The sequence below is a fragment of the Micromonospora sp. RV43 genome (assembly GCF_001029515.1).
Lineage (GTDB): Bacteria > Actinomycetota > Actinomycetes > Mycobacteriales > Micromonosporaceae > Micromonospora > Micromonospora aurantiaca.
Window position 1 is genome coordinate 38334 of sequence record NZ_LEKG01000011.1, and the last position, 20902, is coordinate 59235.

Genomic DNA, 20902 nt, shown 5'->3' on the forward strand with positions numbered 1-20902 from the left:
ACCGCCCGACGGCACGCTTTTCCGACATGACAGACGGTGCACGCACGGCGACGCGAACGGGGTCACGCCTCGTCGAGGCCGCCACGCACTGCCCGTACTGCGCGTTGCAGTGCGGCATGGTGCTACGCGCCACCGGCGACGGTGTCGAGGTCGGCGCCCGCGACTTCCCCACCAACCGGGGCGGGCTCTGCCAGAAGGGCTGGACCGCCGCCGACCTGCTCGACCACCCGGACCGGCTCACCACCCCGCTGCTGCGCGACCGGCCCGGCGGCGAGCTGCGCCCGGCGACCTGGGACGAGGCGCTCGACCGTGTCGCCGCCGGGGTCAAGGACGTGCAGCACCGCCACGGGCCGGACGCGGTAGCGGTCTTCGGCGGCGGCGGGCTCACCAACGAGAAGGCGTACGCGCTGGGCCGCTTCGCCCGGGTGACGCTGCGGACCCGGCACATCGACTACAACGGGCGCTGGTGCATGTCGTCGGCCGCCGCAGCCGGGAACCGGGCGTTCGGGATCGACCGGGGACTGCCGTTCCCGCTCGCCGACCTCGGGCACGCGGACACGCTGCTGCTGGTCGGCGCGAACCCGGCCGAGACCATGCCGCCGCTGATGCGGCACGTCGCCGACCTGCGGGAACGCGGCGGCCGGCTGATCGTTGTCGACCCGCGCGCCACCGCCACCGCCCGCCAGGCCGACCTGCACCTGCAACCCCTGCCCGGCACCGACCTCGCGGTGGCGAACGCGCTGCTGCACATCGCGCTCACCGAGGGCTGGCTGGACCGGGCGTACGTCACGGAGCGGACCACCGGCTTCGACGACGTCCGGCGGACGGTGGCCGGCTACTGGCCGGCGGAGGTGGAACGGCTCTCCGGCGTGCCGGTGGCCGACCTGTACGCGACCGCCCGCGCACTCGCCACTGTGGACCGCGTGGTCGTCCTCACCGCCCGGGGAGCCGAGCAGCACGCCAAGGGCGTCGACACGGTCACCGCCTTCATCAACCTCGCGCTCGCCCTGGGACTGCCCGGCCGCCCCGGCTCCGGCTACGGCTGCCTGACCGGACAGGGCAACGGTCAGGGCGGCCGGGAACACGGGCAGAAGGCCGACCAGCTTCCCGGCTACCGGCGCATCGACGACCCGGCGGCCCGCGAGCACGTCGCCGGGGTGTGGGGCGTCGAACCGGACTCGCTACCCGGGCCGGGAGTGCCGGCGTACCAGCTCCTCGACGCGCTCGGCACGCCGTCCGGCGCGCGGGCGCTGCTGGTGTTCGGTTCCAACCCGGTCGTGTCCGCGCCCCGCGCCGCGCGGGTCGAGTCCCGGCTGCGCGCCCTGGACCTGCTCGTGGTGGCGGACTTCGTCCGCTCCGAGACGGCCGAGCTGGCCGACGTGGTGCTGCCGGTCGCCCAGTGGGCCGAGGAGGACGGGACGATGACCAATCTGGAGGGCCGGGTGCTGCGCCGCCGGGCGCTGCGCGAACCACCCGCCGGGGTCCGTACCGAGCTGGAGATCCTCGCCGCGCTCGCCGAACGGCTGACCGGGGGTGGGACGCCGCTGCCGGCCGACCCGCGCGAGGTGTTCGCGGAGCTGGGCCGGGCCTCGGCCGGCGGGCCGGCCGACTACGCCGGGATCACCTGGGACCGGATCGACGCCGACACCGGCGTGTTCTGGCCCTGTCCGGACCGGGACGGCCCGGACACGCCCCGGCTTTTCGCCGACCGCTTCCCCACTCCGGACGGCCGGGCCCGGTTCCATCCGGTGACCGACCGGCCGGCCGCCGAGCCGGTGTGCGCCGACTACCCGCTGCACTTCACCACCGGGCGGGTGCTCGCGCAGTACCAGTCCGGCGCGCAGACCCGGCGGGTGGCCGCGCTGCGCCGCGCCGCACCGGGCGGCTTCGTCGAGCTGCACCCCGACCTGGCGGCACGGATCGGCGTGGCCGAGGGCGCGCCGGTACGTGTGGTCTCCCGCCGGGGTGAGTTGTGCGCACCGGCCCGGCTGAGCACGGCGATCCGGCCGGACACCGTCTTCGCGCCGTTCCACTGGCCCGGCGCGCAACGCGCCAACTCGGTCACCAACGACGCGCTCGACCCGGTCTCCGGGATGCCCGAGTTCAAGATCTGCGCGGTCCGGGTGGAGCCGGCATGAACGAGCGCATCGTCGTCGTCGGCTACGGCATGGCCGGCGCCCGGCTCGCCGCCGAGCTGCACGCACGCGGCGGGAACCACTCGATCACAGTGCTCGGGGCGGAGCCGCACCGCGCGTACAACCGGATCATGCTCTCCACGCTGCTCGCCGGACGCATCGGCGAGCCGGACGTGGAGCTTGTCGAAGCCGTCGGGCCGGGCGTCGAGGTCCGCACCGGCGCGGCGGTCACCGCAGTGGACCGGGCCGCCGGCGAGGTGGTCACCGACGACGGCGAGCGGCACGGGTACGACCACCTGGTGCTCGCCACCGGCAGCCGGGCCGTGGTGCCGCCGCTGCCGGGCCTCGCCCCGCTGCCCGAGCGGGTCGTCCCGTTCCGCACGCTCGGCGACTGCCGGCGGATCCTCGCCGCCGCCGAGGGCGCGCGGCGCGTGGTCGTGCTCGGCGGCGGGCTGCTGGGTCTGGAGGCGGCCCGCGGGCTGGCCGCCCGAGGGCTCGACGTGACTGTGGTCCACCCGGTCGGGCACCTCATGGAGCGCCAGCTCGACCCGCCGGCCGGCGCGGTCCTCGCGGGCACGCTCGCCGGCCTGGGCGTCCGGTCCCGGCTCGGGGTGCCGGCCACCGCCGTGAGCGCCGGCGCCGACGGCGTCCGCCTGCACCTGGGCGACACCGGGACGCTCGACGCCGACCTGCTGGTGCTCTGCTGCGGGGTACGCCCCGACACCGCGCTCGCCGCCGCGGCCGGGCTCGCCGTCGAGCGGGGCGTGGTGGTGGACGACCGGATGCGGACGAGCGACCGGCGGATCTCCGCGATCGGCGACTGCGCCCAGCACGACGGGACGTTGACCGGGCTTGTCGCGCCGGCCTGGGCGCAGGCCCGGGTGGTGGCCGACGTGCTGACCGGCACGGACCCGCTGGCCCGGTACCGGCCCCGCCCGGCGGTGACCCGGCTCAAGGCGGCCGGTATCGACCTGGCCGCGATGGGCGACGTGGACGGGACCGGCGACCCGGACGGGCCGGTCGAGGAGCTGACCTTCGCCGACCCGGCCCGGGGCACCTACGCCCGGCTGCGCATCCGGGACGAGCGGCTGACCGGCGCGATCCTGCTCGGTGACAACCCGGCGGTCGGCACCGTGGTGCAGCTGTTCGACAGGGGCGCGCCGGTGCCGGCGGACCGGCGTTCGCTGCTGCTCGGCCGGGCGTTCGGCGAGGCGCCGGCCGGTCCGGCCGCGTCACCGGCGCTGATGCCGGACGCCGCGACCGTGTGCCGGTGCAACGACGTGAGCAAGGGCGCGCTGGTGGCGTGCTGGCGGGCGGGTGCCCGGACGGCGGCGGAGCTGTCCGCGGAGACCCGGGCCGCCACCGGCTGCGGCAGTTGCCGGGACGCGGTGGCCGGCATCGCCGCCTGGCTCGCCGAGGTGGACCCGCCCACGGACGAGACACGCGACAGCGAGACGGATCGCGAGACGGTGGAGGTGTCATGAACGAGCGGCTGGTGGTGGTCGGCAACGGCATGGTGGGGCAGCGCTTCGTCGAGGCGCTGCGGGCCCGGGACACCGACGGGCGGTGGCGGGTCACGGTGCTCGCCGAGGAGCGGCGCCCGGCGTACGACCGGGTGCGGCTCTCGGCCGTGTTCGACGGGGTGGACGCCGGTGAGCTGAACCTGCACACGCCCGACGCCGGAGTGGACCTGCGACTCGGCGAACCGGTCACCGGCGTCGACCGGGCACGGCGGGTGGTGACCACGGCGGCCGGCGAGTACCCGTACGACGCGCTGGTGCTGGCCACCGGCTCGTACGCGTTCGTGCCGCCGGTCGACGGCACCGATCTGCCAGGCGTCTTCGTCTACCGGACGCTGGACGACCTGGCCGCGATCCGGGAGCACGCCCGGGGCCGCCGTACCGGCGCGGTGATCGGTGGCGGGCTGCTCGGGCTGGAGGCGGCGAACGCGCTGCGGCTGCTCGGGCTCGCCACGAGCGTTGTCGAGTTCGCGCCCCGGCTGATGCCGGTGCAGGTGGACGAGGCGGGCGGCGCGATGCTCCGGCGGTACGTCGAGGAACTGGACGTCACGCCGTACCTCGGGGTGGCCACCACGGCGCTGCGTCCCGGGCCGGACGGCACGGTGGCCGCGCTCGACCTGGCCGACGGCCGCAGCCTCGACGCGGAGCTGGTGGTGGTGGCCGCCGGGATCCGGCCGCGCGACGAACTGGCCCGGGTGGCCGGGCTGCCGCTGGGCCCGCGCGGCGGCGTGCTGGTGGACACGGCCTGCCGGACCGCCGACGAGCGGATCTGGGCGGTCGGCGAGTGCGCGGCGGTCGACGGGGTCTGCCACGGTCTGGTCGCGCCCGGGTACGCCACCGCCGAGGTGGTCGCGGACCGGCTGCTCGGCGGCGCTGCGACGTTCCCCGGCGCGGACACCGCCACGAAACTCAAGCTGCTCGGCGTGGACGTGGCCTCGTTCGGTGACGCGCACGGCGTCACCCCCGGCTGCCTCGACGTGATGTACACCGACCCGGCCACCCGCTCGTACGCGAAGCTGGTCCTCTCCGACGACGCGCGGACGCTGCTCGGCGGCGTGCTGGTCGGGGACGCGAGCGCGTACCCGGCGTTGCGCGCCAGTGTCGGCGGACCGCTGCCCGCTCCCCCGCTGGCGTTGCTGGCGCCGGCCGGCGGCGCGGGCGCCGGTGCGGGCGCGTTGCCCGCCACCGCGCAGGTCTGCTCCTGCAACGCGGTGACCCGGGCCGACCTGGACGCGGCGATCGCCGGCGGGGCGACCGACGTGCCGGCGCTGAAGGCGTGCACCCGCGCCGGTACGAGCTGCGGCTCCTGCGTGCCGATGCTGAAGCAGTTGCTGGACGCCGCCGGGGTACGCCAGTCGACGGCGCTGTGCGAGCACTTCGACCACAGCCGGCAGGAGCTGTTCGACCTGATCCGGGTGCGGGGCATCAGCACGTTCTCCCGGCTCGTCGCCGAGCACGGGCGCGGCAGCGGGTGCGACATCTGCAAGCCGGTGGTGGCCTCGATCCTGGCCTCGCTCGGCACCGGGCACGTGCTCGACGGCGAGCAGGCGTCGCTCCAGGACACCAACGACCACTTCCTGGCCAACCTGCAACGCGACGGCAGCTACTCGGTGGTGCCCCGGATCCCCGGCGGGGAGATCACCCCGGAGAAGCTGATCGCGATCGGTGAGGTGGCGCGCGACTTCCGGCTCTACACGAAGATCACCGGTGGGCAGCGGATCGACCTGTTCGGCGCCCGGGTCGACCAGTTGCCGCAGATCTGGCGCCGGCTCGTCGACGCGGGCTTCGAGTCGGGTCACGCGTACGGCAAGGCGCTGCGCACCGTGAAGTCCTGCGTGGGCGACACATGGTGCCGCTACGGCGTGCAGGACTCGGTGGGGCTCGCGGTCGCGCTGGAGCTGCGCTACCGGGGCCTGCGCGCGCCGCACAAGCTCAAGTCGGCGGTGTCCGGCTGCGCTCGCGAGTGCGCCGAGGCCCGGAGCAAGGACTTCGGCGTCATCGCCACCGAGACCGGCTGGAACCTGTACGTCGGCGGCAACGGCGGTTTCCGGCCCCGGCACGCCGACCTGTTCGCCACCGACCTGAGCACCGCGGAACTGGTCACCCTGATCGACCGGTTCCTCATGTACTACATCCGCACCGCCGACCGGTTGCAGCGCACCGCCGCCTGGATCGAGGCCATGGACGGCGGCCTGGACCACCTCCGGTCGGTGCTCGTGGACGACTCGCTCGGGCTCTGCGCCGACCTCGACGCGGCCATGGCCCGGCACGTCACGAGCTACTCCGACGAGTGGCGCGACGTCCTGGAGGACCCGGACCGGCTGCGCCGCTTCACCTCCTTCGTCAACGCGCCCGAGGTGCCCGACCCGTCCATCACGTTCACCCAGGAGCGGGGCCAGCCGGTGCCGGCCCGGGGCGCGCCCCCGGACGGCGGACACCGCCGCCAGCCCGTCGCGCTGGGCCTGCCGGAGGTACGCCGATGAGCCCCGTCGTCACGCTGGACTGGACCCCGGTCTGCCCGCTGGACCGGCTCGACCCCGACCGGGGCGTGGCCGCCCTCGTCGACGGCGTACAGGTGGCGGTCTTCCGTACCGCGAACGGGCTGTACGCGGTGGACAACCTCGACCCGGTCGGCGGCGCGTACGTCATGTCCCGGGGTCTGGTGGGCAGCCGGGGCGGCGTGCCCACGCTCGCCTCGCCGCTGCACAAGCAGGTCTACGACCTCACCACCGGGCGGTGCCTGGACCTACCGGGCGTGACGCTGCGCCGGCATCCGGTGCGCTGCCGGGACGGCCTGGTCGAGGTGCGGTTACGGCAGGAGGAATGATGCGGGACGAGCTGGCCGGCTTCACCATCGGGGTCACCGCCGACCGGCGGCGCGACGAACTGGCCGCGCTGCTCCAGCGGCGCGGTGCGCGGGTGGTGCTCGCCCCGGCGCTGCGGATCGTCCCGCTGGCCGACGACACCGACCTGCGTGAGGCCACCCGGGCCTGCCTGGAACACCCGCCGGACGTGCTGATGGCCAACACCGGCATCGGCATGCGGGGCTGGCTGGAGGCGGCCGAGGGCTGGGGGCTGGCCGAGCCGCTGCGCACCACGCTCGCCCGCGCGTACGTGGTGTCCCGCGGTCCGAAGGCGACCGGCGCGATCCGCGCCGCCGGGCTGCGCGAGCACTGGTCCCCGGATTCGGAGAGCTGCGACGAGGTGGTCGAGCACCTGGTCCGGCGCGGGGTGGCCGGCCAGGTCGTGGCGATGCAACTGCACGGCGAGCGGCAGCCCGAGTGCGCCGACGCGCTGGTGGCGGCCGGCGCCACGGTGATCGAGGTGCCGGTGTACCGGTGGGCGCCGCCGGCCGACCCGGCGCCGCTGCACCGGCTCATCGACCTGGTGGCCGGGCGTCTCGTCGACGCGGTCACGTTCACCTCGGCCCCGGCGGCCGAGGCGCTGCTGCGCGCGGCCGGGGACCGTACCGAGACGGTGCTGGAGGCGCTGCGCGGCGACGTGCTGGCCGGGTGCGTCGGCACCGTCACCGCCGAGCCGCTGGTGCGGCGCGGGGTGCCGGTGAGCGCGCCGAGCCGAGCCCGGCTGGGCGCCCTGGTCCGCACCATCGTCGAGGAGCTGCCCCGGCGCACGGTCTCGGTGAAGGCGGCCGGGCACGTGCTGACGCTGCGCGGGCACGCCGCGGTGGTCGACGGGGAGCTGCGCCAGCTGGCGCCGGCGCCGATGGCGGTGCTGCGGGCGCTCGCCGCGTCGCCGGGGAAGGTGCTCTCCCGCACCGCGCTGCTGCGGACGCTGCCACGTGGCGCCGACGAGCACGCGGTGGAGATGGCGGTCGCCCGCCTGCGGGCGGGGCTGACGGCGCCCCGCGTGGTGCAGACGGTGGTCAAGCGGGGGTACCGCCTGCGGGTCGACTGACCCGCAGGCGGTCAGCCCACAGAGGCCGGGTAGCCGTGCTCGGCCTGGAGGCGGAGCATCGCGTGCTCGACCACCGTGACCAGCACCTGCTTGACCGAGTCCCGCTGGCGGGCGTCGCACAGGACCATCGGCACGTCCGGGGAGATGGCGAGCGCCTCCCGGACCTCCTCCAGCTCGTAGTGCGGCGCGTCGCCGAAGCGGTTCAACGCCACGACGTACGGCAGCTTGCGGTTCTCGAAGTAGTCCAGCGGCGCGAACGCGTCGGTGATCCGGCGGGTGTCCACCAGCACCGCCGCGCCCACCGCGCCCCGGATGATCTCGTCCCACATGAACCAGAAGCGGGTCTGGCCCGGCGTGCCGAACAGGTAGAGGATCAGGTCCTCGGCCATGGTGATACGGCCGAAGTCCATGGCGACCGTGGTGGTCTCCTTGCCCGGCACCTTCGACGCGTCGTCGATGCCCACGCCGGCCGCTGTCATCAGCGCCTCGGTGGTCAGCGGCTGGATCTCGGAGATCGCTCCGACAAGTGTCGTCTTGCCCACGCCGAAGCCACCCGCGATCACGATCTTCGCGGAGATGATCTCCCGGCCGCGGTTCACCCCGTCGGGGTCATAGTTCGCGAAGTCCACTTAGCACCCTTCCAAGCAGGTTCATCCGCGCCGCGAAACCCGTCGCGGGAGCGGCAGTGTGTAGCGTCAGCAGGCCCTCGGCCACCATGTCGGCGACCAGCACCCGGGTGACGCCCAGCGGCATCCGGGTGTAAGCGGCGATTTCCGCAAGCGACTGCGCCCGGCCCTCACAGACCGAGGAGATGCGGTACTTGTCGTGCCCGGCGAAGCGCGCCTCGGCCGACTGCGTCGGCGTGCTAGACAGCACCGCTTCGAGCGCGATGTTCTGCAACGGCTCGGTGCGGCCCCGGGTGACCGCATACGGCCGCACCAGCGCGCCACGTGGATCACGTCGCGGGTCCATCTCGCGATCACCTCCCCTCGTTCGGAGCCGCACCGGCTCCGGTCGTCAGCTCCCCGGTCCGATCAGGACCGGACCGCGTCTCTCGGCAGCGGGACCAGTGCCTGGCCGACCCGCTCGACCAGCAGCGCCATCTCGTAACCCACCTGGCCGACGTCGCAGCTGCGCGCCGCGAGGACGGCCATCGACGAACCGTCGCTGATGGACATCAGGAACAGGTAGCCGCTGTCCATCTCGATGACGGTCTGCAACACCCCGCCGGCGCTGAACATCCGCGCCGCGCCCTCGGTCAGGCTCACCACGCCGGAGGTGATCGCGGCGAGCTGGTCGGCCCGGTCACCGGGCAGGTCCCGGGAGGAGGCGAGCAGCAGCCCGTCCGCGGACACCGCCACCACGTGCGCGATACCCGCAACGCTGTCGGCGAAGTTGGTGAGAAGCCACCCCATGTCCTGCATGGCCGCCGGCCTGTTCATCGGTTCGTCTCCTTGGTCGAGGTGCTGTTCAGGTCGGCGCCGGCCGTACGGCCCCGCTGGACGCCACGGTGGTAGGCGGAGAGCAGACCGCGTACCTCGTCCGGCGTGCGCCGGCTGCGGTCCCGGCCGCTCTTCGGCTCTATCCCGCCGGGCACGAGCTGGGCCTGCGGCACCCGCTTGGGCAGGCCGGAGCGGGTGGTGCCGCCGGTGGTGGGCTCCGCGGCACGGCTGGCCCGGGACCAGCCCTCGTCGGCCGCCGTACGCCAGGCCTCCGGGTCGATCGGCGGCGCGGGCGCGGGCGCGGCGGCGGGTGGCGCCGGGGGCGGCGTCGCGGCCGCCGGCGGCGTGGACGGAACCTCCGGCGGGCTGTACGCGGACGGCGTGGTCGACGTGGTCAGCCCCGACGCCTGGGCCCCCGGGGTACGGGTGGGCAGCTTCGGACGCGCCGGCGCCGCTGGGGGCGCCACCGCCGGCTGTGCCGGCGCGGGCGGCTCGTCGAACGTGGGACGGGTGAAGATGGTGGTCTCGTCCTCTCCGTGCGAACGGAACCAGACCGCCTCCATCTCACGGAATATCGGCGCCTCGGCCCGCTGCTCGGGCCGGGCCACCACCGGCGTCGCCGGGGTGCTCTCCACCGCCGGCGCCGCCGCGAGCGGCTGGTAGGCCGGAGGCGCGGCCTGGGTGGCGGGTTGCGCGGTCTCGACACCCGGCGTCCGCTTGGGCAGCGGGTCGAGCGCGGGGTACGCCACCGTCGGTCCCCCGGCCGACCAGCCTGCTCCGGAGACCGGAGCCGGCGCGGTAGCGGGCGCCGCCGCCACCGGAGCGGGCGCCGCCACGGTGGGCAGCGCACCGGTCGCCCCACCCAGCTGTACGGCGGGCGTGGTGTCGCGCGTCTCGCCGGGCGTCTGCCACCGCGACGGCGGAGCGGTGGTCGCCCCGCGCCACTGGTCGGCGAGCGTCGCCGTGGCCGCGCCCCGCCCGGCGCCGGCCAGCGCGTCGGCGGCGCCGACCTGGCTGAGCGGCGACTGTTCGACGGCGAGCGGCTGACGCGGCCGGGTCAGCGGGGCCTGGCCCCGGTTGGCCGGCAGCACCACTGTCGAGTTCGGCAGCGTGACCTGGGCGACTGTGCCGCCCTCGACGTTGCGGCGCAGCTCGACGCGGATCCCGTAGCGGGAGGCGAGCCGGCTCACCACGGCCAGACCCATCAGCCGGAACGCGGCCACGTCGACGGTCGGTGGCGCGGCCAGTCGCCGGTTGAGCGAGTCGAGCTGGTCGTCGCTGAGGCCCAGACCGCGGTCCTCGATCTGGATCAGCACGTAGTCGCGGATCCGGCGGCCGTCGGCCACCACTGTGGTGTTCGGCGGCGAGAACCGGGTGGCGTTGTCGAGCAGCTCGGCGACCAGCCGGACGACGTCGTTGACGGCGTGCGCGGCCACCGAGATGTCGGTGTCGACGGTGCCGAACTCGATCCGGTTGTAGAGCTCGACCTCGGACTGCGCGGCGCGCAGCACGTCGACCAGGAGCGCGTCGTCGCGACGCGGTACGGCCGAGTCGGCGCCGGCGAGCACCAGCAGGTTCTCGTCGTTGCGGCGCATCCGGGTGGCCAGGTGGTCCAGCTCGAACAGCTGCGCCAGCCGCTTCGGGTCCTCCTCGGAACGCTCGATCGCGTCCAGCTCACCGATCATCCGGTCGACCAGGCTCTGCGAGCGGCGGGCCAGGTTGAGGAACATCGCCGAGACGCTCGTCCGCAGCGCGGCCTGCTCGGCCGCGACCCGGACCGCCTCCCGGTGGACCACGTTGAAGGCCACAGCCACCTGACCGACCTCGTCGCGGTTGCTCAGCTTGATCGGATCCCGTACCTGCTGGACGATCTCGTCCACACCGCCGTCACCGATGGCGTTGACGTTCTGGAGCCGGCTCACCGCGTCCGGCAGGTCGTGGTTCGCCACGGCGAGCGCGCCCTCGCGCAGCCGGCGCAGCGAGTCGTTGAGCGAGCGGGCGAGCACCACGGCGAGCGTCACCGCGACCGCGAGCGTGAGCAGCACGAGCAGGCTCTCCACGATCGCCTGCCGGATCACGTCGGCGCGTGCCTCGTCGGCGTCGGCCAGCATGTCGTCCAGGAGCTGGATCTCGGCCCACCGCATCAGGTCGTCGACCGCGCCGATGGCGGCTGATGCCTCGTCGCGGGTGACCAGCGCCTGACGCCCGATGGACCGGGAGATGTCGCCCGCGACCCGGTCGGCGAGCTGGACGGCGTCACCGGAGACGGTGCGGTCCACCAGGGCCCGCTGGCTCGGCGTCGCGGACCGGGAGAAGGTGAGCAGCGCCTCCTGCTGACCCGTCAGCGTGGCCACGAAGGACGAGAACTGCTCCTCGTCGATCCTTCCGCCGTCGAGGGCGGTGAAGGCCACCGCCTGCTCCTCGGCCACCTCGGCCTTGGCGTGGGCGAACGCGGCCACCGCGCGGCGGGCGTCGGCCAGGCTGTCCGCGCCCGGCTGCTGGGCCAGCGCGTCGCTGTACGCGACCAGGTCGTCCAGCACGATGCCGTAGCGCAGGCTCGCCTCGGCCACCGGCATCTGCAGCCGGTCCAGCACCTCCTGGCGGGTGCCGTTCAACGTGGACAGGTGGGCGTCGATCACCTTGAGCTGGTTGCTGATCGCGCCCGTCACGTCGCCGAGCTTGCCCCGCTCGTCCTGGTACGCCGCGATGCGCTCGTCGGTCTGACGCACCCGCAGGTTGTACGCGTCCGGCTTCTGGTTCGGGTCGGCCAGGAAGACCGCCGCCGCCATGCGCTCCTTGTGCAGGTCCTGGGTGAGCGCCGCGATGTCGACCGACACCGCGCTCAGCGACCGGACCTGGTCCGCCTCGTACGCGCCCTGGCCCACCGAGATGAGTCGGATAGTTGCCAGCGCGATGACAGCTGCGACCGGAACGACCAGGATGAGGGCGAGCTTGGAGCGGATCCGCGCGTCGCGCAGCCTGGGCAGGAGCCGGCGCCGGTTCCGCTGTTCGGCGTTGGGGCTCCCGGGCAGGGTCGTAGGTCCGGTGCTCACGACATCGCCTCCGTCGTTTCTTCCACGCGTGACCCGCTGACCCGTGCCTGGTGCAGCGGCCAGCGCCACGCGCGGCACGGCCGCGATTTCATCAGACGAGATCCTGTTTGGGAAGCCGCGGTGAGGCAGGAAACGGTCGCGGTCGACGCAACCCGTGATCCGATCACCTAATACCTTCTTTTCTCCGACCCCCTGATCAGGGGATGTCACTCCAGAGTGGTCACACGCATCTGTGCAGTAATTGTCAGTTAATGTTCCGTGTCCCCAGCATGTGGGATGGCTGTCCCGAAACAGCACTCGACGGCCCGGCTTGACCACAGGCCCCGGCATTGGCAAGGTTTTGCAGGCTTCGCGCACACCGTACGGCAAACCAATCCCGTTCCTCCACTGAGGACGGACGAGCGGCGGTGATCGGGCGTCGGCCCGCGCCGCACCTGGAGGACTGAGTTGAGCCCCATCCGCTCCGCGCGCATCGCGGCGCTCGCATCGGCCGTGCTGGCCACCACGCTCACCGGCTGCGGGATCGGCGGGGAACCGCAGGACACCAGCCCGATCGTGATCGCCGCCGACCTGGAACTCTCCGGCGCCTCGGCGCCGGTCGGCAAGGTCTACCAACGGGCTCTGGAACTGAAGGTCGAGCAGTTGAACGCCTCCGGCGCACTGGGCGGCCGGAAGATCGATCTGCGGGTCAAGGACAACCGCTCGGACGCCGCGGAATCCTTGCGGAACATCAATGATTTCAGCGGTGACTCACGGGTGAGCGCCGTCATCATGGGCGGTTGCAACGAATGCGCCGTCGGCGCGGCCCGCACGATCGGTGAGAAGCGCATTCCGACGATCGCACTCGCGTCGTCGAGCGCGGTCACCGAGCCGGTGGCCGAGCGCCGATATGTCTTCAAGCTCGCCCCGAACGCCACCGACAGCGCCGCCGCGCTCGCCGCGGAACTGGACCGGCGCGGCGTCCGCAAGGTGGCCTTGCTGCACAGCGCCGAGGGTTACGGCCAGGAAGGGCTCACCGCCCTGCGCCGCGAACTGAGCAAGACCACGGTCAAGCTGGTCGGCAACGAGTCGGTGCGCGCCACCGACACCGAGGTCGGCACGCAGATCAACGAGCTGATCGCCCGCAAGCCGCAGGCCCTGGTCCTGTGGACCACGCCGGAGCAGGCGACGCTCGCCGCCACCACCGCCCGGCAGAGCAAGTTCCGCGGCTCGCTGTTCTTCGACGCCACGGCCGCCGGCGACCTCTTCCTCGGCCCGTCGGCCCGCTCCACCGAGGAGGCCACGCTGATCTTCACCCAGACCATGGTGATCGACGACGTGATCGCCACCACCCCGGCGAAGGCCGCGCGCCGGCAGTGGTTCCAGGACTACACCGCCCGGTTCGGCGGCTACAACGGCTTCTCCTCGTTCGCGGCGGACGCGGTCCAGCTGATCGCCGACGCCGAGCAGCGGGCCGGCGGCGAGCCGGGCGAGGTCGACCGGGACGCGCTGCGTGACGTGCTGGAGACCTCGCAGCTCGACGGGCTGTCCGGGCCGATCCGGATGACGCCGGACAACCACTCCGGGTTGATGCCGCAGGCGTTGACGACGCTGGTGGCTCGTGGTGGTCGTTGGCGGCTCGCTGGTTAGTCACTGTTGGGGGTGTGGCCCCACCGCAACCGGCTCCGGGCGGTCAAGCTTGATCCCTGCGCCGGTTGCGGTGGGGCCACGCCTGTCGTGGTCGGCCGCCATCCGTGGGTTGAGGTTTTCTTTCTGGATTCTCGGTCGACGTCGGGTTCTCTTGTCGGTGCTCTCAGCGGGCTGAGGTGGTGGCCCGCACCCAGGGCAGGGCCAGCCGCTCGACCAGGCTCAGGACGGCGTAGAGCACGATGCTCATCAGCGCCACCAACACGATCGCAGCCCAGGCGGTCGCGGTGTCACCGACGCCGTTGTACTGGAGGATCTGGTAACCCAGACCCGGACGGTCGGAGTAGAACTCCCCGATCACCGCGCCGATCGCGGCCAGCGGCATGGCCACCTTGAGCCCGACGAAGATCTGCGGCAGCGCCGCCGGGAAGCGCACCTTGCGGAACGACTGCCACCACGAGGCGTTGAGCGACCGGCCCAGCTCCGCCAGGTCCGCCGGGGTGGTGGTCAGACCGGTGGCGGTGGAGAGCACGATCGGGAAGAAGCAGAGCAGGAACACCATGGTCAGGATGGGTTTCTGCCCCCAGCCCACCGCGACCACGAGCAGCGGCCCGAACGCGATCTTCGGAACCGCGTTCACCGCCACCAGCAGCGGCGCGAACATCCGCTCCACCCGGCGGGAGGCGGCCAGCGCCATCCCGATCAGCACCCCGGCCGCCGACGAGAGCAGGAAGCCGAACACTGTCATCCAGGTGGTGATGCCCAGCGCGGGCAGCAGCACCTCGGTGGTGCCGGCGAGGGACTTCCCCACCGCCTGCGGCGGGGGCAGCGCGGCCGGGTGCACCAGGTTCAGGCCCGAGGTGACCAGCCACCAGGCCGCCACCGCGATCACCAGTCCGAGCGCCGGCAATCCGACCGCCGCCGGGCGTACGGCCATCCCGCGCCGGACCGCCGGGCGCGGCGGCGCCTCCGGCCGGGCCTCGGTCGACTGTGTCAACGTGTCCTCCTCTCTGCGCCGGTCGGTGTGACCGGCACGGGAAGGGGGTGCGCCCCACCGGGGTGTCCGGCGGGTCGCACCCCCGTTGGCCCGAGCGGACCGGTCAGGCCTTCGGCGCGAGGTTGAAGTCGATGATCTGGTCGGGGGTCAGGTTCTGCTTCAGCGCACCGGCGCCCTGGAGCAGCGCGATGCTCTTGGCGACCCGGCCGCTGTCCAGCGTGCCGATCGCGGTGCCGGAGTTGCTCGACCGGACGTACGCGGCCATCAGCTGAAGCTCGGCGGACGCCGCAGCCGGGACGGCGGCCGGCACGTTCTTCTTCAGGATCTCGCCCGCCTCGTCCGGGTTGGCCAGCGAGTACTCCAGGCCCTTGAGCAGCGCGGCGGTGAACTTCTTCACCATCTCCGGCTTCTCCTTGGCGATCTTCGACGAGGTGATCAGCGCGTTGCCGTAGAGGTCCTGCATCACGTTGCTGTACGGCAGGACGACCGGCTTCTTCTTGGTCACCGTCTCCACCGTCGGCTGGCCGACGACGAACTGGCCGATGCCGTCCACCGAGCCCGAGCCGAGCATGCCGATCAGGCCCTGCGCCTCACCGTTGACCCAGGTCACCTTGCTGCCGTCGATGCCGGCGAGCCGGGCGTACGTCGGGAAGAGGTTGCGCACGACGGACGTCGGGGTGTCCGCGAGCTTCTTGCCCTCGAGGTCCTTCGGCGTGGCGATGTTCTTGCCCTCGACCGTGACGATGGCGGCCATGGTGCGCTGCTGGATCGCGGCCACCGCCACGAAGTCCTTCGCCTGGCCGTTGCCGAGCTGAAGGATGCCACCGGTCAGGTCGATCGGGCCGAAGTCGGCCTGGCCGCCGGTGATGGTCTGGATCACGGAGCCGGTGCCCTGACCGGGCTTGATGTCGACGTCGAAACCGGCCTCCTTGAAGAAGCCCTTGTCCTTCGCCACCCAGGCGTAGGAGTCACGCCCGAAGTTGCCGAACGAGGTGAGGTACGTCACCTTCTCCAGCGCCGCGCCGTTGCCGCCGCCGCTCTCGGACTTCTCCGAGTCGCTGCTGCAGCCGCCCACCAGGGCGAGGGCGGTGGCCATAGCCGCGGCGGCGACCGTACGGGTCAGCCTTCTCATCAGTGCACCATGTCCTTTCCGACCAGGACTTCTTCGCCGGTCGGGTCGTGGGTCCGACGGGGTCGGCAGGCGGGTTCGGCCGACTGGACCGTCGTGAGGGGACTCTTCGCGCGCAACAGCGTACGAGAAGCCAGATGACCTGCCGCCGCCGTCCCGGTTGCGGAACGGAAACGAAGTTGCGTGACGGAAAGCGGACTGACGTCCACCCCGGACGGTGCTATAAGCACGGTCCGCTACGCTAGCCCGGCTCGCGTTCGGACGACGTGGAAGGGAGCCGGCGGAAGATGATCCGACTGTCCGGGGTGTCCCGCACCTTCGACGGCCGTTCGGGGCGGGTGGAGGCGTTGCGCGGCATCGACCTCGACGTCGCCGAGGGCGAGTTCGTCGCCGTCCTCGGCCGCTCCGGCTGCGGCAAGTCCACGCTGCTGCGCATGATCGCCGGCCTGCTGCCGGTCACCGGCGGTGAGATCACCGTGGGCGGTACGCCGATCACGAAGCCTCGCCGCGACGTGGCGATGCTGTTCCAGCGTCCGGCGCTGCTGCCCTGGCGCTCGGTGCTGGACAACGTGCTGCTGCCGGTGGAGATCTTCGGCTGGCGCCGCGCCGAGCACCGCGACCGGGCCCGCCAGTTGCTGGAGATGGCCGGGCTGGGCGGCTTCGAGAAGCGCCTCCCGCACGAGCTGTCCGGCGGCATGCAGCAGCGCGTGTCGCTGTGCCGGTCGCTGATCGGCTCGCCCCGGGTGATGCTCATGGACGAGCCGTTCTCCGCGCTCGACGCGCTCACCCGCGAGGAACTCTCCGGCGAACTCCAGCGGGTGCACATGGAGACGAAGGCGACGATCGTCTTCGTCACCCACTCGATCGACGAGGCGGTGCTGCTCGCCGACCGGGTCGTCGTGCTCAGCCCGCGCCCCGGCCGCATCCGCGAGGTGGTCGAGGTGAACGTTCCCCGGCCGCGCACGCTGGGCCGCCACGAGCACCTGGAAGACGTCGCGCGGATCAGCGCCGAGCTGCACGAACTGCTGATGGAGCGGGACGCCCCCGGCGTACCCGTGGGAGGCCGGTGACCATGCGGGTCTCGGTGTTCACCGAACCCCACCGCGGTGCGGACTACGACGACCAGCTCCGGCTCGCCCGGCTGGTCGAGGAGACCGGCTTCGAGGGCTTCTTCCGGGCCGACCACTACCGGGCCATGGGGGACGAGCCGGCGCTGCCCGGCCCCACCGACGCCTGGCTGACGCTCGCCGCGCTGGCCCGGGAGACCTCGCGGATCCGGCTCGGCACGCTCGTCACGTCCGCCACGTTCCGGCTCCCCGGGCCGCTCGCCGTCATGGTCGCCCAGGTCGACCGGATGAGCGGCGGCCGGGTCGAGCTGGGCATCGGCGCCGGATGGTACGAGCGCGAGCACACCGCGTACGGCATCCCGTTCCCGCCGGTCAGCGAGCGCTTCGACCGGCTCGCCGAGCAGTTGGAGATCGTCACCGGGCTGTGGCGCACCCCGTCCGACGGGACGTACAGCTTCACCGGTGAGCACTACCGGCTGGTCGACGCGCCCGCGCTGCCCAAGCCGGTGCAGCAGCCCGGCCCGCCGGTGATCGTCGGCGGCCGGGGACCGAAGCGCACCCCCGAGCTGGCCGCCCGCTACGCCGACGAGTTCAACATGCCGTTCAAGAGCGTGGCCGAGACCGCCGCCGCGTACGAGCGGGTGCGGGAGGCGTGCGACCGCGCCGGGCGGGACGCCTCCGGCCGCGCGCCCCTGACGCTCTCCGCCGGCATCGTGGTGGCGATCGGACGCACCGACGCCGAGGCGCAGCGCCGGGCCGCGCCGCTGCACGTCACGAGCGCGCTGCCGCCGGAGGACCCGGTGGTCGGCTCCCCCGCCCAGCTGGTCGACCGGATCGGCGAGTTCGCCGCGATCGGGGCCACCCGGGTGCACCTGCGCCTGATCGACTTCGACGACCTCGACCACGTGGAGCTCATCGCCGCCGAGGTGCTCCCCCGACTGGACGGACCGCGATGACCGAACTCTCCGCCGACCTCGAACTCGGCCCGGTGGGCCAGGAGATCGTGTACGAGAACGACCGCGTACGCGTCTGGCACATCCGGCTGGAGCCGGGTGAGCGGCAGCCGCTGCACCGCCACGACCACCCGTACCTGGTGGTGGCGATCCAGGGCGCCAAGAACGTGGTGCAGACGATCGACGGCACCACCATCGACGCCGACGAGCCGACCGGCGGCGTGGTCTACCGCGACCCGGGCGCGGTGCACATGCTCACCAACGTCGGCGACACCACCTACCTCGCGCGCCTGGTCGAGCTGAAGTAGCCGCACCGGCAGGTTCGCCGCGCCGCGCGGCGGCAAGGTGGCGATCGGGGGCACCGGGCCGTAACGTGCCCGACATGGCCTTTCGGACGTGGGGCAGGCTGCTGCTCACGGCGCTCGGGGTGAGCGTGCTGGCCGGGGCCGGCCAGTTGGGGATCGCGTACGGCTTCGGAGTCGTACGCCTCGACGGCGCGTTCGTGGACGTCTCGGTCAACCGGTGGCCCGCCCAGCTCGTCTGGGTGGGCTGGTTCGCCGCTGTCGCCACGGTCGCCGGAGCCGTCCTCACCGAGCGCTTCGCCCGTCGCGACGACAGTCCCGGCGGCACCACCGAACTGCTCTCCATCGCCGGCGTCAGCGCGCTGGGCGCGACGGTGGTCGCCCCGCTGTGCATGCAACCGGCCCGCGCGGCCGAGCTGGGCGGATCCGTCGACCCGGTCTGGGCCGCAGGCATCTGCGCCGCCCTCGGCGCGGTGGTCGGAGCGGGAGCCGCGATCGCCGTCCTGCTCAAGCCGCCGTTCGGCTGGGGCGTGGCGGTCACCGCCGGGATCGTCTGGCTGATGGCGCTGCTCTCCGTCGCGCCCACGATCGTGTCCAGCCGGCCGCTGGCCACGGTACGGCTCGGCGTCCTCGAACCCTCCTGGCTGGATCCGGAGGCGGCGCAACGCCTGTCCATGCTGCTGCTGCCGGTGCTCACGCTGCTGGCCGGCGGGGCGGTCGGCGTGCTCGCCCGCCGGGCCGAATGGCCGCCGCTGGTGGGCGGCGCGGCCGGGGCCGCCGGCCCGGTGCTCGTCGCGTTCGCCTACCTGACCGCCGGTCCCGGCTCGGCGACCGACCGCTACCAGGTCGCGCCCTACTACGGCGCGCTGATCGCCGTGATCGCCGGTGCGCTCGGCTCGACGGCCACCACAGTGCTGCCCCGGCCGGTCACCGCCACCGGTGACCCCGACGCCGTCGAGGCCACCGACATCCTCGCGCCGCTGCCGCACTCGTCCACTCCGGGCGCCCCGGCCGCCCCGCCCGCGCCTCCGGTGACGAGCGGCGCCGCCGCGCCGGCGCACTGGAACTGGCCGGAGCCCGGCGGCTCGGCCACGGCGACGGCTCCGGCCGGTACCGATCTTCCCGCCGCCGGCCGGCCGGCCCTCGCGGGTCTGCCCGCCGTCGATCAGCCGGCCGTTGCGGAACGGCCGGCGGGTGAGCGCCCGGCCGTCGCCGACACGGGCCACGGCCAGCCCATGCCGGGTCTGCTGCCCCCGGGGCGCCGGACCTCGGCCATCGACGTCCTCGCCGCGGGCCGCCCCGACCCGGTCCCGGTCCCTGGTCCGGGTCCAGGCACGGACATGGGCACGGACATGGGCACCGCCCACGCGGGCGGCACCGGCGAGGCGGTCACCACGGACCGCGCAGGCACCGCCGACCGGGCCGTTGCCGGTGCCGAACCTGCCGATGCAACGTCCGGGCAGGCGACCGGCATCCCGGCGGACAGTGAGGCCGCCTCGGGCACCGGCTCGGCAGCCGGCACGGACGATGCCGCACCGGAACCGCCCCAGCAAGCGGCGGCGACCACGCCACGGGTGACCCGGCCGCGCCGTACCCGCGCCAGCCGGTCCAGCGGCACCACCGACGGATCGACGGCACCCGCCGACGCCACAGCACCCCGCCCAGCGGATGCCGCCTCCCCGAGCGCCGCTGCGGGCACCACCTCGGAAGCCACGTCACCGGCCACCGGCGGCACCGCCGAGGGCCACGTTCCCGGCCCGCGTACTGACAGTGGCGCGCTCGCCGGACCGGTCACGGCCGACGCGGACAGCGACACCCCCGCCGCGCCACCGGCCAAGGCCACCGGAGACACCGGCGCCACGGGCCGCTCCACCCGCTCCCGGCGCCCCCGCGCCCCGAAGGCCGGACCGCGTGCCACCGGCCCGGCCTCCCCCGGCTCCGGCCCGGCCGACGTCGCGCCGACGACGCCGATCGAGCAGGCCGACGCCAGGTCGACGATGCCGAGCAGCCCGGCCGACGCCCCGCTGACGACGTCGAGCAGCCCGGCTCCCCGCACCGATGCCCCCACGGCGGATGTCGCACCGACCGGGCGTCCCGGACGCAATTTCTTCTTCGACGACCCGGCGCCGGCCCCGTCGTCCCGGCCCCGGTTCCCGATGTTCGAGGACGTCACCGGAGCGCCCGGCGAGGTACGCCCGGCCTGGCCGATCACCCTGGCCGCCCGCCCGCACCGCGCCACCACCGAACCGGACGCACCGGCCCGGGACGACGCGGAGGCGTCCGCCCCGGCCGAGCCGGCGCCGCGCCCCCGCCACCGTGGCCTGCCCGAGCCGGGCGCGAGCACCGGATGGGACGCGCTCGCCACGAACGCCCGCCCGGCGGGGCCGCTCGCCCGGCCGGAGGCGGGGAGACCTGTCGCCCGGCCCGAGGCGGCGACCGCCGCACCGGGCGAGGCGGGTGCCGCGCTGCCCGAGGCCGCCGCCGCGGAGACGGAGGCGGACTCCCGGCGCGGGCGGCACGCCGAACCGGACGACGCCGACGCGTCCGGCGGGAAGCCGAAGACCCGGCGCGGCCTGTTCCGGCGCAACCGGGCCAAGGGCGACCCGGAGCCGGCCGACCGTACGGCCGAGCCGGGTGCCGAGGCCGACGACGAGTACGTGGACTGGGTCGCCGGTCTCGCCTCGGACGACAACGCCGACGACGCCCGCTCGCTGCGTACCGGGCGGCACCACCGCGAGTGAACGGCGGCCCGGGGCGGGCCGG

At 73.9% G+C, this 20902-nt stretch carries 16 protein-coding genes; 10 read left to right on the forward strand and 6 right to left on the reverse strand.

Going from position 1 to position 20902, the window contains the following annotated elements; translation table 11 throughout:
- Positions 1 to 26: 26 nt before the first annotated feature.
- Genes ABD52_RS04805 through ABD52_RS04825 form a run of 5 tightly spaced genes read left to right on the forward strand, consistent with a single transcriptional unit; the run spans position 27 to position 7570 of the window.
- Positions 27 to 2138: a molybdopterin oxidoreductase family protein gene (locus ABD52_RS04805; RefSeq protein ID WP_047890906.1), complete on the forward strand. Its 2112-nt coding sequence runs from the start codon at positions 27 to 29 to the stop codon at positions 2136 to 2138.
- On the forward strand, positions 2135 to 3619 hold the full coding sequence (locus ABD52_RS04810; RefSeq protein ID WP_047890907.1) for an FAD-dependent oxidoreductase: 1485 nt from the start codon (positions 2135 to 2137) through the stop codon (positions 3617 to 3619). Before ABD52_RS04805 ends, ABD52_RS04810 begins: the two co-directional genes overlap by 4 nt.
- Entirely contained in the window at positions 3616 to 6138 is a 2523-nt protein-coding gene (gene nirB, locus ABD52_RS04815) for a nitrite reductase large subunit NirB (RefSeq protein WP_047890908.1), read from the forward strand. The genes ABD52_RS04810 and nirB overlap by 4 nt, the downstream gene beginning before the upstream one ends.
- Complete coding sequence (gene nirD, locus ABD52_RS04820; protein ID WP_013288584.1) at positions 6135 to 6482, forward strand: nitrite reductase small subunit NirD; 348 nt, start codon at positions 6135 to 6137, stop codon at positions 6480 to 6482. Before nirB ends, nirD begins: the two co-directional genes overlap by 4 nt.
- Positions 6482 to 7570: a uroporphyrinogen-III synthase gene (locus ABD52_RS04825; protein ID WP_013288585.1), complete on the forward strand. Its 1089-nt coding sequence runs from the start codon at positions 6482 to 6484 to the stop codon at positions 7568 to 7570. Before nirD ends, ABD52_RS04825 begins: the two co-directional genes overlap by 1 nt.
- 11 nt (positions 7571 to 7581) lie before the next feature.
- Here ABD52_RS04825 and ABD52_RS04830 read toward each other — a convergent pair whose 3' ends face one another.
- The 4 genes from ABD52_RS04830 to ABD52_RS04845 all read right to left on the reverse strand — a co-directional run bounded on the left by ABD52_RS04830 (position 7582) and on the right by ABD52_RS04845 (position 12065).
- On the reverse strand, positions 7582 to 8199 hold the full coding sequence (locus ABD52_RS04830) for an ATP/GTP-binding protein (RefSeq protein WP_013288586.1): 618 nt from the start codon (positions 8197 to 8199) through the stop codon (positions 7582 to 7584).
- Positions 8180 to 8542: a DUF742 domain-containing protein gene (locus ABD52_RS04835; protein WP_013288587.1), complete on the reverse strand. Its 363-nt coding sequence runs from the start codon at positions 8540 to 8542 to the stop codon at positions 8180 to 8182. Before ABD52_RS04835 ends, ABD52_RS04830 begins: the two co-directional genes overlap by 20 nt.
- 62 nt (positions 8543 to 8604) lie before the next feature.
- On the reverse strand, positions 8605 to 9012 hold the full coding sequence (locus ABD52_RS04840; RefSeq protein ID WP_013288588.1) for a roadblock/LC7 domain-containing protein: 408 nt from the start codon (positions 9010 to 9012) through the stop codon (positions 8605 to 8607).
- Positions 9009 to 12065 (reverse strand): nitrate- and nitrite sensing domain-containing protein, encoded by a 3057-nt coding sequence (locus tag ABD52_RS04845; protein ID WP_047890909.1) that lies wholly within the window; start codon positions 12063 to 12065, stop codon positions 9009 to 9011. Before ABD52_RS04845 ends, ABD52_RS04840 begins: the two co-directional genes overlap by 4 nt.
- A gap of 447 nt (positions 12066 to 12512) precedes the next feature.
- Here ABD52_RS04845 and ABD52_RS04850 point away from each other — a divergent pair, with 447 nt between their 5' ends.
- Positions 12513 to 13694: an ABC transporter substrate-binding protein gene (locus ABD52_RS04850; RefSeq protein WP_013288590.1), complete on the forward strand. Its 1182-nt coding sequence runs from the start codon at positions 12513 to 12515 to the stop codon at positions 13692 to 13694.
- A 163-nt stretch (positions 13695 to 13857) separates the two neighbouring features.
- Here ABD52_RS04850 and ABD52_RS04855 read toward each other — a convergent pair whose 3' ends face one another.
- A complete protein-coding gene (locus ABD52_RS04855) occupies positions 13858 to 14628 on the reverse strand; it encodes an ABC transporter permease (protein WP_225319577.1) in 771 nt (256 codons plus the stop codon).
- 163 nt (positions 14629 to 14791) lie between these two features.
- Positions 14792 to 15820, reverse strand: coding sequence for an ABC transporter substrate-binding protein (locus tag ABD52_RS04860; RefSeq protein WP_013288592.1), 1029 nt, complete (start codon positions 15818 to 15820; stop codon positions 14792 to 14794).
- Between the two features lie 284 nt (positions 15821 to 16104).
- Here ABD52_RS04860 and ABD52_RS04865 point away from each other — a divergent pair, with 284 nt between their 5' ends.
- The 4 genes from ABD52_RS04865 (at position 16105) to ABD52_RS04880 (ending at position 20880) form a co-directional block, all read left to right on the forward strand.
- Complete coding sequence (locus ABD52_RS04865) at positions 16105 to 16887, forward strand: ABC transporter ATP-binding protein (protein ID WP_013288593.1); 783 nt, start codon at positions 16105 to 16107, stop codon at positions 16885 to 16887.
- 2 nt (positions 16888 to 16889) lie between these two features.
- The gene (locus tag ABD52_RS04870; RefSeq protein WP_047890910.1) at positions 16890 to 17840 is read left to right on the forward strand and encodes an LLM class F420-dependent oxidoreductase; all 951 of its coding nucleotides are present in this window, start codon (positions 16890 to 16892) and stop codon (positions 17838 to 17840) included.
- On the forward strand, positions 17837 to 18145 hold the full coding sequence (locus tag ABD52_RS04875) for a cupin (RefSeq protein WP_013288595.1): 309 nt from the start codon (positions 17837 to 17839) through the stop codon (positions 18143 to 18145). The genes ABD52_RS04870 and ABD52_RS04875 overlap by 4 nt, the downstream gene beginning before the upstream one ends.
- 74 nt (positions 18146 to 18219) lie before the next feature.
- On the forward strand, positions 18220 to 20880 hold the full coding sequence (locus ABD52_RS04880) for a hypothetical protein (RefSeq protein WP_047890911.1): 2661 nt from the start codon (positions 18220 to 18222) through the stop codon (positions 20878 to 20880).
- Positions 20881 to 20902: the final 22 nt, after the last annotated feature.